Source organism: Sphingomonas sp. SKA58 (assembly GCF_000153545.1).
GTDB classification, from domain to species: Bacteria; Pseudomonadota; Alphaproteobacteria; order Sphingomonadales; family Sphingomonadaceae; genus Sphingobium; species Sphingobium soli.
Window position 1 is genome coordinate 691,987 of the sequence record NZ_CH959306.1, and the last position, 12,160, is coordinate 704,146.

Here is a 12,160-nt window from a genome sequence, read left to right on the forward strand (position 1 = left end):
TCTTTCCTCATCCGACGCGCTCTCATTCCAATCCCCGGTTTCGCAGCAGCGCGTCGGGCGACGGCATCCTGCCTCGAAACGCCGTATAGCTTTCGACCGGGTCACGCGTGTTACCACGCTCCAGAATCTCCCGGCGCAGCTTTGCAGCGAGGGTTGGATCAAAGATGTTGCCCGCTTCCGTGAAGGCCTCGAACCCGTCGGCATCCATGACTTCCGCCCAGGTGTAGGCATAATAGCCCGCCGAATAGCCGCCGTCGAAGATATGGCTGAAATGGGCAAGCCGATGCCGCATGCCAATTTCCTCCGGCACGCCGAGATCCTTGAGCTGCGCCGCCTCCCATGTTCGGGCATCGAAATTCGCGGGCAGGCTGGTCAGCGAATGCAACCGCATGTCCAGGATCGCGGAGGAGAGTTGCTGGACCGTCAGATAGCCCTGATTGAATGTCCGCGCCTTGATCAGGGACTGCATCATTGCCTCTGGCATGGGTTCGCCCGCCGCGTTGCGCGCATATTTGCGCAGTACCTGCGGCTCCATCACCCAATGTTCATAGACCTGGCTTGGAAACTCCACAAAGTCGCGCGAGACGGCGGTTCCCGACAGGCTGGGATAGCGCACCTTGCTGAGCAGGCCGTGGAGGCCGTGACCGAACTCGTGAAACAGGGTCTCGGCCTCATCGATTGAGATCAGCGCGGGCTGGCCCGGGGCGGGCGGCACGATATTCTGGTTATTGACGACGATCGCCTGCTCGCCGAACAGGCTATTCTCGTCCCGCAGGCTGTTCATCCAGGCACCCGGGCGCTTGGTCGGCCGCGCGAACCAATCGGCGTAGAACAGGCCGATCTTGCGCCCGTCCGCCTCGCGCAACTCCCAGACCCGCACGCCGTCGGCATAGACGGGCACGTCCTTCCGCTCGTGCGCAGTAATGCCGTAGAGCTTGTTTGTGGTATCAAACAGCGCTGCCGCCCAGCCGTCGAGCGGCATATATTGTTTGATCGCAGCCTCATCGAGCGCATAGCGTTCCTTGCGCACCTGTTCGGCATAATAGCGCCAGTCCCAAGGTTCGACCGTGCTGATCCCATCCCTGGCGGCGCGGGCGGTGATATCGCGCAATTCTTCCTTCGCGCGTTCCAATGCGGGGCGATAGACCTTCATCAGCAGGTCCATCGCCGCTTCTGGCGTTTTAGCCATTTGGTCCTCAAGCACGAATTCGGCGTGGCTCTGTGCACCGAGCAGTTTCGCCCGCTTGATCCTGAGCGCGACCAGCTTCGCGATGATGGCATTGGTGTCGTTCGCATCGCCGTTGTCGCCGCGCATTACGAAGGCGCGCCAGATCTGCTCGCGCGCCGACCGATTGGGCGACGCCGTCAAAAACGGCTCAGCGGCCGATCGCGTGGCGGGAAAGAGGTAGCCCCCCTCGCGCCCAGCCGCCTTCGCCGCGATCGCTGCGGCGCTGCGCTGGTCGCCCGGCAAACCGGCAACGTCGTCGGCCGTCAGGAGAACGTCGTTCGCCTTCTGGTCGGCCAGCAGCTTCTGTCCGAATTCAACGCCCAGCTTTGCCAACGCCTCGTTGATCGCTGCGACTTGCGCCCGTGCGGCCGGCTGCAATGCCGCGCCGGCGCGGACGAACTTCTCATGGGTTTCTTCCAGCAGGCGCGCCTGTTCGGGGTCGAGGCCAAGCGTGGCGCGCGCTTTCCACAGCCGGTCGACCCGGCCAAAAAGCTTTTGGTCAAGGAAGGTCTCGTTCGAAAGGCGGGTCAGCTTTGGCGTGACGCGCTCCTCGATCGCCTGGATCGCGTCGGTCGCGTCTGCGGACGCGACGTTGAAAAAGACGCTGGCGATGCGGCCGAGCGGGCGACCGGCGCCCTCCATCGCCTCAATGGTGTTGGCAAAGGTAGGCACGGCGGCATTGTCGGCGATGCGCCGATAGTCGGCACGGGCGGCGACAAGGGCGGCATCGAATGCAGGCTCGTAATGCTCTGGCCGGATTCGGTCATAGGGCGGCACCCCATCAGGGGTCGTCCATTCGCCGAGCAACGGGTTGGTCGACTGGTCAGCCAAGGCGGCGGCCGGTGCAGCGGCGGCGGTGGAGAGCGGAGATATCAGCATGGCAATAGAGACGGTACAGGCAAGCAGATGCACGTTCAAACTCCAACGATGGGTGATGAAGAGACAGTTGGCAAAGCCAGCGCTGCCTCATGGTCGCCAGTGGCGCGGATATTGGCCTCACAATCCCTGCAATGCCCGTGCAACTCGACAACGGTCCGCTGGATGGCAAAACCCAGCCGCTGTGCACAATCCTCAAGCCCGGAAATGACCTCCGGATTAGACAGGAGTTGGACCGTATGGCACTGATCGCAGATCATGCATCCGTCGAAGGATTGCTGCCTCAGCATATAGGCTGAAAGCGATTCCACCCGATGGACCAAGCCCCGTTCGATCAGCCGCGCGAGCGTCCGATACACCTGGTTGGGCACGACCGGCCGGCCAACGTCCATGGACCGATGGGAAATGTCGTAGGCGCTGATCGGCCGGTTCGACCGAGCGAGGAGGTCGAGGATGAGCGCGTCCAGATCTTCTGGTGTTCGCCGCACGGGCAAGCGAAATTTACTATCGGCTGTGTGGAGCGAAAGGGGCGCCGCTCGCATAATCACAGCCGCGTAGGATTTGGCAGGCCGGCATAGACTGTCTTCGCGTCAAATGCAGCCTCGCGCTCGATGCGACGCAGTCTGACCGGACTTTTATCCGGGAGCATGTCGAGGTCGACTTCGCGATAGAAGCAGGATCGGAACCCGACGTGGCAGCTTCCCGGCGCATCGATCGTCACCATCAGGATCAGCGCATCCTGATCGTCATCGACCAACACATGATCGACCCTCTGCCTAAAGCCGCTATGTTCACCCTTGCGCCACAAGGCGCGGCGGCTGCGTGACCAGAAATGCGCTTGGCGCGTCCATAATGTCCGCCCCAACGCTTCGGCGTTCATATAGCCAAGCATCAAAACCATCTGGTCGTTGGCATTGACGACGATCGTGGGCATCAGCCCTTCGGCATCGAAGCGCGGCGCGAGATCATGGCCGAGTTCGACCTGCTCGACGCCCGTGCGTGCGGCGAACATCGTCATGATCCGATCCTCCCGGAACCTAGGGCGGGCGCGCGGTCGTTGAGCAGATCCTCGACATAGCCCGGCAGCCTGTAGCGTTCGATGCCGCTGGTAAGCAGCGCCAGCGTATCGCGCAGTTCTTCGGCGGGTATGTCGCGCGTGATGAAAACCAGCCGCGTCCTCCTGTCATCCGATGGCCAGGCATCGAGCAGCACCGGTGGATGGAAGATATGCTGGACGCCGTGGATAACGACGGGCTTCGGCTCCCCGATCAGGTTGACGATCCCCTTTATGCGCAGGATGTCTGGCCCTTTGAACATGGTGAGGATGTCCAGCCATCGCTCGAAGCCTTTGGCATCAAGCGGTTCGTCAAACGTCAGACAGGTGGCGTGGATATGATCGTCATGGCGGTTCAGGTTATGATGGTGATGGTGGTCATGCCTGTGATGATCGTCCGTATAAGCCTCGGCCTGAAGCCAGCGTTGGACGTCGTTCGTTTTGGTCGCAGGATCGTAGAGGCCCGCATCGAATAGCGAGCGGGGATCGGCCTCTCCATTGCTGACCGGAATGATCGGTGCGGCGGGATTGAGTGCGCGCAGTCGTTGCTCAATTGCCACTCGCTTATCGCCTGTGACAAGGTCGGTCTTGGTCAGCAGGATGCGATCGGCCATGGCGGCCTGTTTGATCGCCTCCTCCTGCGCGTCGAGCGTCGCCATGGCGGCGGCGGCATCCACCGTCGCGATCACCCCGTCCAGCCGATAGAGCGTCGCCAGGTGGCTATCGGTCATCAGCGTGTGCAGGATCGGCGCGGGATCGGCCAGTCCGGTCGTCTCGATGACCACGCGGTCGAACCAGCATTTGCCCTCGCGCGCGAATCGCCAAGGCGCATCGCGCAGCGTCCGCAACAGATCGCCGCGGATCGTGCAGCACAGGCATCCGCCCATCATTTCCACCACCAGGTCATCGCTCGACCGGGTGATGAGATCATGGTCGAGGCTGACCGCGCCAAACTCGTTGATGACGACAAGCGCGCGGCGCATTTCCGGCGCATTGACCAGATGATTGAGCAGCGTGGTCTTGCCGCTGCCGAGAAAGCCGGTCAGCACCGACACCGGAATCAGCGACTGGGGACCGGCGAAAAGCGCGCTCATGAAGCGCCCCCGGCAGCAAGTTCGGCGCGGGCCTCAAGAAACCAGGCTTTTACCCGCTCAAGATGGGCTTCTCCCCAGGTTTCGACAAAGCGCACCGTTCCATAATCACGCAGATCGGCGAGCGCCGCGATGCGCGCTTCGACGAAAGCGGGCGTCATCGGAATGCGGCACAAGACCGTGATGCAATGTTTCCATTCCTCGTAATTGCGGGCAATAAGCGGCGGTTTCATAAGGTCCGGCTTCCTCTCTGCGGTGCGCCGCTATCATGCAGTGCCTGCCAGTTGAGGGCATGTCCGATGGCAAGGAGCAGTGCGCCAGCAACAGACAACATGGTTTCTGTGCTCTCGGTCGGCGCCAGCAAAGCACCGAAGGCCAGCAGGCCGAGCCCCGGCAGCGCGATGATCGTTGGCCTGATCCTGCGATGGCGGCGATAGCCGGTCGCCAGGGCCAGGACGCTAGTGGGGACGGCAAGCGCGAGCGCCCAGACATGAAAGTCTTCGGGCATCATGAAAAAGGCGGCGAGGGTCGGCAGCAGGACGATCAAAACAGGCAGGACAAGGCAATGGATCATACAGAGGATCGAGGCACCGATCGCGATACCGTCAAATAGTCGTTGTCCTTGCGTATTGACGGCCATGCCCGACTCCCATCAGCGCTGGGCATCCCTTGCCCTTCGCTGCATTGGGGATGATATACTGTAACATAAAGGTCAAGGGTAAATTATGGCTTCCACTGACAACAGGGTTTCGCCAACTCCCGTTGCCGTGATCGCCGCGACCAGTGTTGTGGTCCTTCAAGTTGACCGCATTGTTCATAATCGTCTTCGTGGGATATATGGCGGCGCGGCCGACCATGGGATTTTTGGCCTGCGTGGTCAGGCCGCCTGCCGACGATAAGAGAAGAGCGCCGATGCTCGCCACGTGGCGATGAAATGAAAAAGCCATGTCTGGTATGTGCTGCTTCGCGCATTCCCTTCTGCGGGAGATGCGACGAAGTTACGTCATGAGGAGTCAGACGGATGCGCTTGCCGGTCAGATATCGGTGATTTTGCCGGTCAGGATCGGTGTGGAGCTGGGCGCCTCATGCGGGGCGGTCCCGGGATCTTCCAGCGTGATCGCCAGAGTGGCGCCATTTTCGAAGAAAATCTGCATTTCCCGGCTGACGTGGATCGATTTCGTGTCCTGCGCCAGCAGGCCGAGCGATCGTGGCTTGCCGTCGGAAGGGATAATCCAGAGTTCTGGCATCTTAGTCGCCGTCCCGATGGACGTCTGACTGAGTCGCAACGTCCCATGTTGACGATCATAGGCGACACCCAATATCGCGGCACCGCTGGCGTCGGCGAGTTGCGACACGCCAACGCTAGGTGAGCCGGGTATCTTGGCCGGGCGAACCACGAGGAAAAGGGCGAGGCAAGCCGCGATCGCACCGAGTAGCAGCGCCCCGCGACGCCAATGCCTCAGCTGGAGAACGGTCGCATCATTTGCAAGCTGAGGCACTGCACCGATGCGCGCGGCCACCGCATGCCATGCGCGTTCGGGCGCCACCACAGGAGGCACGCCATCCAGCAAGGGCGACAGGCGGATGCTCCACGCATCGACCGCTCGCGCAAAGGCTGGATCGGACAGGCACAGGCGCAGCGCCTCCGCGCGTTCCGTCCCGTCCAGCAGGCCAAGAGCCAGCTCGGCCGCGAGCAGATCCCGTTCGGGCGGCGTGGGCTCAGTCATCACCAAGGCACGCCTTCAATTGCGCGATGCCGCGCCTGACCCAGCTTTTGAGTGTTCCAACTGGCGTTCCCTGATCCTGCGACAATTGCTGATACGTCCGCCCCTCGAGAAACGCGAGGCGGATGGCGCCAGACTGGTCAGCGCTCAGATTCTCCAGACAGGCGATCAGCCGCGCACGCATCTCGACCTGCTCCAGCCGGGTGTCTGCCAGAGGCGCATCATCAATGGCCATCATCAGGGTGTCATCCGAGGAGACTGCATGACGCGTCTCGCGCCGGCACCAGTCGATAGAGGCGTTACGCGCGATCACTGCCATCCAGCTGATCGGACTGGCCTTGGCAGGATCGAACGAACTTGCCCGGCGCCACACCTTCACATAGACGTCCTGCAACACATCCTCCGCAGCCTCCCGATCGCCGCAGATACGCAGGCATATTCCGAAGAGTTTCGCCGAGGTCATGTCATAGATCGTCTTTACCGCAGATGTCTCGCCGGACGCCGCATCCGCCATGGCTTCAACAAGCTGCTGGCGGGCCGCTTGCATTTCGTCTTCGGCCCCATCCTGCATCCGCTGTCCCGTTCCCTTCGGGTTTCATGGATAGCATAACGCATTGGGCCGACATCGGACCCATGACGCAAGGAAAAACCTTGCGTCGATCGGAATCACATCATCGCCCCGACAGTCAGAATAGGCGCAAGTAGCAGGATGCAACATCCCACCATCAGCTTGCGAGGGTTGGTCAGGCGCGAGATGGCGATACCGGTAAAGTTGTCGAAACGATCCATTTTTCAACTCCTTTGGCGTCAGACAAATTCGCTGAGCAGCTTGAGATTGAGGATAATGATGATTGCCGACACGCCCCAGGCGATGGCCTTGATCCATGCCGTGTTGACGAAACTGCCCATCAGCTTGGAGTTGCTGGTGAAGCGCACCAGCGGCACGACCGCGAAGGGCAGTTGGAGACTGAGGATGACCTGGCTGAAGATCAACAGCGTGGTGGTGCCGCTTTGCCCATAGAGGATGGCGACGATCACAGCGGGCACGATCGCCATCAACCGGGTCGCAAGGCGACGGACCCACGGGCTGACCTTGAAGTCGACAAAGCCCTCCATGACGATCTGGCCGGCGAGCGTCGCCGTCACCGTCGAATTCTGGCCCGATGCGAGCAAAGCGGTCGCGAACAATGCGCTCGCGCCAGCCGCGCCCAGCACCGGGGTCAGCAGATCATAAGCCTGATGGATATCGGCGACATCGGTTCGTCCGTTCGCATGAAAGGCGGACGCCGCGAGGATCAGGATCGCGGCATTGATGAAAAAGGCGAAACCGAGTGCCACCGTGCTGTCGATGGTGGCGAAGCGGATCGCTTCGCGAATGCCGCCGCGTGTCCGGTCGAACCGGCGGGTCTGCACCAGCGAGGAATGGAGATAAAGGTTGTGCGGCATCACTGTCGCGCCAAGGATGCCGATCGCAATATAGAGCATCGCCGGGTTGGTGGCGATCTGCGCCGTGGGTATGAACCCCTTTGCGACGGCGGCCATATCGGGCTGCGAAAAGACCAGTTCGATCGCGAAGCAGACGGCGATGACGATCAGCAGCGCGACGACAAAGGCTTCCAGTTGACGGAAGCCGCGCTGGTGGAGCATCAGGATCAGCAGCACGTCGGCGGCGGTGATGCAGATACCGAGCACGAGCGGGATGCCGAATAGAAGTTGCAGGGCGATGGCCGTACCGATCACCTCGGCCAGGTCGCAGGCGACGATCGCCATCTCGCACATCAGCCACAGGAAGATACGGACCGGCCGACTGTAATGCTGGCGACAGGCCTGCGCCAAGTCCAGCCCGGTAACGATGCCGAGCCGGGCGGCGAGCGATTGCAACAGCATCGCCATCAGATTGGAAAAGAGAATGACTGACAGTAAAGTATAGCCGAAAGCCGACCCGCCCGCGATGTCGGTTGCCCAGTTGCCGGGGTCCATATAGCCCACGGCGACAAGGTAACCCGGCCCCGCAAAGGCGCCGAGCTTGCGCCAAAACTGCCCCACCCCGCCAGGCACGCCGACCGATCGATGGGATTCGGGCAGACTCGGCTGATAGGCCGTTGCGACCGGATCGATGATCGTGTCGGCGGCGGGCGGTGGTGGGGACATGGGCGGCTCCTCGTCGTGTCCGTTGCGGGGCGTTAGTTCGCAGCGCTGGTCTTGATGTTGCCGTTCAAGCCCGACGGGAAGAAGCCGCCGGCGCTCTTGGCGGTCTTGTCCAGGTAGACGATGTTGAGAACCTGGCCAGCGGACCGGCTGTACGCGATGCCGTCTGTATCGGTCGGCACGATGTTGGACTTGCCGTCGGATAGGCTGATGCCCTGGTCCAGATCCGAAGACCCGTCGAGACTGTCGCGGGCGTCGGAAATCTTGTCGGCAGATGTCCGCAGGCTGGGCGCTTCCAACCCCTTGCGGTAGAGTACCGTACGGATGAGTCCGGCATGATAGGCTTCAGCCGCCAAAATGCCGGCAGCCGCTTCCAGATAGGTCTTGTTCGAGATGAGGGGAGCTGCACCCTTGTAGGCGGTCACGCCGACATCCTCGAACACGAACGCCCCGAGCAGGAAGTTCTCGTCATTGGCATAAGGATCGAAGGACTGGTTGTCGTTGATAAGGCCCGCCGCCCGCGCCGCCGCTGAGAAGGCGCTTGTCGATCCCGCACTAATATCGATCGCCGGCTGGGCCACGGCCGAACTGCCGAGTTGATCGCGCAGGAAAAGGACATGCTTGGCCTCATCCCCGGCAATCTCAGCCGCATATTGGGCGACGACAGGATCGCTGAAGGTGACCTTGCGGCCGCCCATGATTGCGCCCTGCGTTCCGGTTCCCGTCAACTGGCTGCCCGGCAGTCCTTCGCCGGTAACGGCATAGGTATAGAATTGCGCCTCCAGATATTCGAGCTGAAGCGCGAAATTCAGGACGTCGGCATCCGTCAAGCTTGGCGGAGGTGTGGGCGTGGGGGTAGGCGTCGGCGTGGTGGTCTTGTCGTCGTCGTCGCATGCCGACAACAGGCTGCCGGCAGACGCCAGGACGGCGGCGCTCCCGGCGACCTTGAAGAAGCGCCGGCGTTCTTCGCGGCGCTGTGCGCGGGCCCTAAGGGCGGCCATGATCGCATCATTCTGGTCCATGATCTTGTTCCTTTAAAAGGCTGGGACGGCCGCTCAATTCGCGGCGCTGGTGCGGATCGAACCGTTGACGCCGGACGGGAAGAAGCCGCCCCCGCTCACCGCAGCGTTGTTGAGATAGACGATGTTGAGCACCTGTCCGGTCGAGCGGCTGTAGGCGATGCCATTGTCGTCCAGCGGCACGATGTTGGACGCCGATCCGATCGGCGAGATGCCCTGATCGAGGTCACTCGCCCCATCCAGGCTGTCGCGTGCGTCGGAAATCTTGTCCGCCGACGACCGTAGCGCAGGCGTGTCGATGCCCTTGCCATAGAGCGTCGTCCGCACGATCGCGGCATGATAGGCCTCCACCGCCAATATGCCGGCAGCGGCTTCCAGATAGGTCTCGTTGGTGATGAGCGGGGCAGCACCCTTATAAGCGGTTACGCCCACATCCTCGAAAATAAAGGCGCCGAGCAAGAAGTTCTCGTCGCTGGCGTAGGGATCGAACGTCTCGCCTGCGCCGATGAGGCCGGCCGCGCGCGCGGCGGCGGAGAAGGCGCTGTTGGGACCCACGCCGATGTCGATGGCCGGCTGCGCGACCGCCGAATTGCCGAGCTGCGCGCGCAAGAATTTGACATGCGCCAGTTCGTCCGCCGCGATCTCCCGGGCATATTGGGCCACAATCTGGTCGCTGAAATTGACCTGACGCCCGCCGCTGACGGCGCCCTGAGAGCCGCTGCCCGACAGGTCGCTGTTGGAAAGGCCGACGCCGCTTGCCGCATAGGCGTAAAATTGCGCCTCCAGATATTCGAGATTCAGCGCAAAATTGAGCACATCCGCATCGCTGACGGCGGTCGCCTGGGCATGGGCGGGCGCAATCGTCATCGCCATCTGCATGCTCCCGGCAACGCCCGCCACGGCCGCGATCGCACGGAAAAATTCGCGCCGCTGCTGGCGCCGCTCGCCATGCTCGCGCAGGCGATCGATGGTCCGATCCTCATCTTCGTTCATGTCGCTTTGCTCCGATGGGCTGACCGGAGACGTTCGCCACCAGTGCGAACATGGCCAGCAATCAAAGGCGTGACGGACGAAGCGGTCGCTGCCTATTCCGCGCAATATCTAAGGGATGACACGTAGCAACGATCTGCCCTTAAGGACGTTGTGCGTAGTTCGCTCATAATTTTGCAGTGGTCTGAATCAGCCACTGCATCCTTTTCGGCCAAGCAACCGTAGCTTGAGAGAGCTGGGACGCGCATCTGCCAATCAGGGAGCGGATATGGCGAGAGAGAATGGGCCAATAACGGACGAGCTCCGTGCGGAAAAGCTGATTAACATACTCGACCGCGTTCCGGTCGGCATTGGCCTCTTCGATGACGATGGCCTGCTACTCCATGCCAACGCGCAATTTGGCCGGAACATGGGCGCTGACATCATGTCTCTTGATTGCCTGCTGGCCGATTGCCGGCGCGGTTTTCTTGATGACGGGACGCAGCTGTCTCTCCTCGCGCATCCCGTCACGAAGGCGATGGCCGGCGAGATCGTCATGCCGGCCGTCGAATTCAATCTGCGCGACGATCTCGGCAAGGAAGTGCGCCTTTCGATGAGTGTCGTGCCGCTCGCCTCCACCACCATATCGGGCGTCTCTGGTGCCATGGTCGTCGTCGAGGATATTTCGGATGGTTTGCGGGCGTCGCCGGCGCCGGGCCTGGAAATCACGCATTTCCAGCGTTTTGCCGAGCATTTGCATCATGCGCTCTGGATCACCCATGCCTCGAGTGGCGCGGTCGAATATCTGAGCCCTGCCGCCAAGCGCCTGTGGGGCATGGAGAGCTCAGGACAAGAGCATGGCGATTGGCTGCAAGCCGTCCACCAGGATGACCGGCAACGCCTGCTTGAAGCGCGGGCAGACGCCGCGCATGGCATTGTGCGCAAGCTGCATTACCGGCTTGTCGATACACAAGGCATCATACGGTTCCAGATACGCGAGACCTGCTTCGCGATCCCGGCCGGCCCCGGACAGGAAGACTGGATCGGCGGCATCGTCGAAGACGTGTCACCGGAAATCCAGATCTATTTAATTCAGCATCCGAATGCTGCTGATCCAACTCTGAATGACGCGCTCGTCCGATCAAACCACCGCATCAAGCGGTTCTCATCGGCCGAGGCGCTGATGCATGTGGCTGATGTACTGAACCCGGGCTGCATCATCGTCGACATACGGGGCATCGATCTTGCCGCAGCATCACTCTCCCGCATCCTGTCGGCCCGTCCAGCGGATCTTCAGATAGTCTTCATCGGCGACGCATTGACGGAGAGTGACGAGATCATCGCGACGATGCGCGCGGGGGCGATTGATTTTCTCCTCGCGCCAGTCACGTCCCACGACCTGGACGAAGCGGTTCGGCACGCTTGCGAAGCCTTGCCGCCCCGTTTCGAACAGGTGGGGGAGGATCGTCACGACCTTCATGACCGACTTGCTCGCCTGCCTCGCCGCGAGCGCGATGTGCTGCTGGGTCTCGTCGACGGCGGCACGAACAAGAGCATCGCGCGCACCCTTGGAATCAGTCCAAGGACCGTCGAGGTCCATCGCGCGCACCTTATGGAAAGGCTGGACGCCCGCAATCTTTCCGAACTTCTCCAAATGGCGCACCGCGCAGGGATCGGACAGGCCGGTCATGGCGATCGGGACAGGCACCGGTCGTGATCCTGCTCAAGCACGGAGCGCAAACACCATGAGCACGCGCGCTTTCGCAGGTGTTCGCTCCTCAATGCCAGACGATCAGCTCACGCAATGGGCTTATGACCATGTGTCTCATCGAAAGAGCCATGCCGGGCGCTGAACAATTGTCTGAATTTCAACTTTCGCCGGGCCGAACCGGTCTGGCCGTTCCGCAAGAATGGCCGCGATTATGCGCTGAGCGTCCGAAGCACGATCGAGGCGAATAATGGCGAAACGCTGGGCCAGTTACCCGGTGCCGACCGGCAGCTTTTCTAACCTTAACACTTAAGACTGGCCAATAGCTGACGATCGGCTTTTG

The 12,160-nt window shown here is 61.6% G+C and carries 14 protein-coding genes and 1 pseudogene; 2 read left to right on the plus strand and 13 right to left on the minus strand.

What is annotated here, in order from left to right:
• Positions 1–22: 22 nt before the first annotated feature.
• The 13 genes from SKA58_RS03830 to SKA58_RS03880 all read right to left on the minus strand — a co-directional run bounded on the left by SKA58_RS03830 (position 23) and on the right by SKA58_RS03880 (position 10,133).
• Positions 23–2,107: a M3 family metallopeptidase gene (locus tag SKA58_RS03830; protein ID WP_009821038.1), complete on the minus strand. Its 2,085-nt coding sequence runs from the start codon at positions 2,105–2,107 to the stop codon at positions 23–25.
• A 35-nt stretch (positions 2,108–2,142) separates the two neighbouring features.
• On the minus strand, positions 2,143–2,592 hold the full coding sequence (locus tag SKA58_RS03835; RefSeq protein WP_232209360.1) for a Fur family transcriptional regulator: 450 nt from the start codon (positions 2,590–2,592) through the stop codon (positions 2,143–2,145).
• A 56-nt stretch (positions 2,593–2,648) separates the two neighbouring features.
• Complete coding sequence (gene hisI / locus SKA58_RS03840; RefSeq protein WP_009821040.1) at positions 2,649–3,122, minus strand: phosphoribosyl-AMP cyclohydrolase; 474 nt, start codon at positions 3,120–3,122, stop codon at positions 2,649–2,651.
• On the minus strand, positions 3,119–4,252 hold the full coding sequence (locus tag SKA58_RS03845; RefSeq protein ID WP_009821041.1) for a CobW family GTP-binding protein: 1,134 nt from the start codon (positions 4,250–4,252) through the stop codon (positions 3,119–3,121). Before SKA58_RS03845 ends, hisI begins: the two co-directional genes overlap by 4 nt.
• Complete coding sequence (locus SKA58_RS03850) at positions 4,249–4,482, minus strand: hypothetical protein (protein WP_009821042.1); 234 nt, start codon at positions 4,480–4,482, stop codon at positions 4,249–4,251. Before SKA58_RS03850 ends, SKA58_RS03845 begins: the two co-directional genes overlap by 4 nt.
• Complete coding sequence (locus SKA58_RS03855; protein ID WP_050762991.1) at positions 4,479–4,889, minus strand: MerC domain-containing protein; 411 nt, start codon at positions 4,887–4,889, stop codon at positions 4,479–4,481. The genes SKA58_RS03850 and SKA58_RS03855 overlap by 4 nt, the downstream gene beginning before the upstream one ends.
• Positions 4,855–5,196 carry a hypothetical protein gene (locus SKA58_RS20545; protein WP_198005921.1) on the minus strand — a complete coding sequence of 114 codons (342 nt, stop codon included), beginning with the start codon at positions 5,194–5,196 and terminating at the stop codon, positions 4,855–4,857. The genes SKA58_RS03855 and SKA58_RS20545 overlap by 35 nt, the downstream gene beginning before the upstream one ends.
• Positions 5,197–5,283: 87 nt before the next feature.
• Entirely contained in the window at positions 5,284–5,976 is a 693-nt protein-coding gene (locus SKA58_RS03860; RefSeq protein WP_009821044.1) for an anti-sigma factor, read from the minus strand.
• The gene (locus tag SKA58_RS03865; RefSeq protein ID WP_009821045.1) at positions 5,969–6,544 is read right to left on the minus strand and encodes a sigma-70 family RNA polymerase sigma factor; all 576 of its coding nucleotides are present in this window, start codon (positions 6,542–6,544) and stop codon (positions 5,969–5,971) included. Before SKA58_RS03865 ends, SKA58_RS03860 begins: the two co-directional genes overlap by 8 nt.
• 95 nt (positions 6,545–6,639) lie before the next feature.
• Positions 6,640–6,762, minus strand: coding sequence for a hypothetical protein (locus SKA58_RS20465; RefSeq protein WP_009821046.1), 123 nt, complete (start codon positions 6,760–6,762; stop codon positions 6,640–6,642).
• An 18-nt stretch (positions 6,763–6,780) separates the two neighbouring features.
• The gene (locus SKA58_RS03870) at positions 6,781–8,124 is read right to left on the minus strand and encodes an Nramp family divalent metal transporter (protein WP_009821047.1); all 1,344 of its coding nucleotides are present in this window, start codon (positions 8,122–8,124) and stop codon (positions 6,781–6,783) included.
• 32 nt (positions 8,125–8,156) lie between these two features.
• Positions 8,157–9,143, minus strand: a complete 987-nt coding sequence (locus SKA58_RS03875) for a ferritin-like domain-containing protein (RefSeq protein WP_009821048.1) — start codon at positions 9,141–9,143, stop codon at positions 8,157–8,159.
• Positions 9,144–9,176: 33 nt separating this feature from the next.
• Positions 9,177–10,133, minus strand: a complete 957-nt coding sequence (locus SKA58_RS03880; RefSeq protein WP_009821049.1) for a ferritin-like domain-containing protein — start codon at positions 10,131–10,133, stop codon at positions 9,177–9,179.
• A 265-nt stretch (positions 10,134–10,398) separates the two neighbouring features.
• Here SKA58_RS03880 and SKA58_RS19100 point away from each other — a divergent pair, with 265 nt between their 5' ends.
• Together SKA58_RS19100 and SKA58_RS20245 are read left to right on the plus strand one after the other, a co-directional pair.
• Positions 10,399–11,826 carry a LuxR C-terminal-related transcriptional regulator gene (locus SKA58_RS19100; RefSeq protein WP_009821050.1) on the plus strand — a complete coding sequence of 476 codons (1,428 nt, stop codon included), beginning with the start codon at positions 10,399–10,401 and terminating at the stop codon, positions 11,824–11,826.
• A gap of 135 nt (positions 11,827–11,961) precedes the next feature.
• Positions 11,962–12,090 (plus strand): annotated as a pseudogene (locus tag SKA58_RS20245) (LysR family transcriptional regulator); the annotation flags it as partial.
• Positions 12,091–12,160: the final 70 nt, after the last annotated feature.

Excerpts from the sequence above, each read along its gene's own strand:
- hisI (WP_009821040.1), bottom strand. The coding sequence starts at position 3,122 with ATGACGATGTTCGCCGCACGCACGGGCGTCGAGCAGGTCGAACTCGGC.
- SKA58_RS03880 (WP_009821049.1), bottom strand. The coding sequence starts at position 10,133 with ATGAACGAAGATGAGGATCGGACCATCGATCGCCTGCGCGAGCATGGC.
- SKA58_RS20465 (WP_009821046.1), bottom strand. The coding sequence starts at position 6,762 with ATGGATCGTTTCGACAACTTTACCGGTATCGCCATCTCGCGCCTGACC.
- SKA58_RS03875 (WP_009821048.1), bottom strand. The coding sequence starts at position 9,143 with ATGGACCAGAATGATGCGATCATGGCCGCCCTTAGGGCCCGCGCACAG.
- SKA58_RS19100 (WP_009821050.1), top strand. The coding sequence starts at position 10,399 with ATGGCGAGAGAGAATGGGCCAATAACGGACGAGCTCCGTGCGGAAAAG.
- SKA58_RS03855 (WP_050762991.1), bottom strand. The coding sequence starts at position 4,889 with ATGGCCGTCAATACGCAAGGACAACGACTATTTGACGGTATCGCGATC.
- SKA58_RS03865 (WP_009821045.1), bottom strand. The coding sequence starts at position 6,544 with ATGCAGGATGGGGCCGAAGACGAAATGCAAGCGGCCCGCCAGCAGCTT.
- SKA58_RS03830 (WP_009821038.1), bottom strand. The coding sequence starts at position 2,107 with ATGCTGATATCTCCGCTCTCCACCGCCGCCGCTGCACCGGCCGCCGCC.
- SKA58_RS20545 (WP_198005921.1), bottom strand. The coding sequence starts at position 5,196 with ATGGCTTTTTCATTTCATCGCCACGTGGCGAGCATCGGCGCTCTTCTC.
- SKA58_RS03870 (WP_009821047.1), bottom strand. The coding sequence starts at position 8,124 with ATGTCCCCACCACCGCCCGCCGCCGACACGATCATCGATCCGGTCGCA.
- SKA58_RS03850 (WP_009821042.1), bottom strand. The coding sequence starts at position 4,482 with ATGAAACCGCCGCTTATTGCCCGCAATTACGAGGAATGGAAACATTGC.
- SKA58_RS03860 (WP_009821044.1), bottom strand. The coding sequence starts at position 5,976 with ATGACTGAGCCCACGCCGCCCGAACGGGATCTGCTCGCGGCCGAGCTG.
- SKA58_RS03845 (WP_009821041.1), bottom strand. The coding sequence starts at position 4,252 with ATGAGCGCGCTTTTCGCCGGTCCCCAGTCGCTGATTCCGGTGTCGGTG.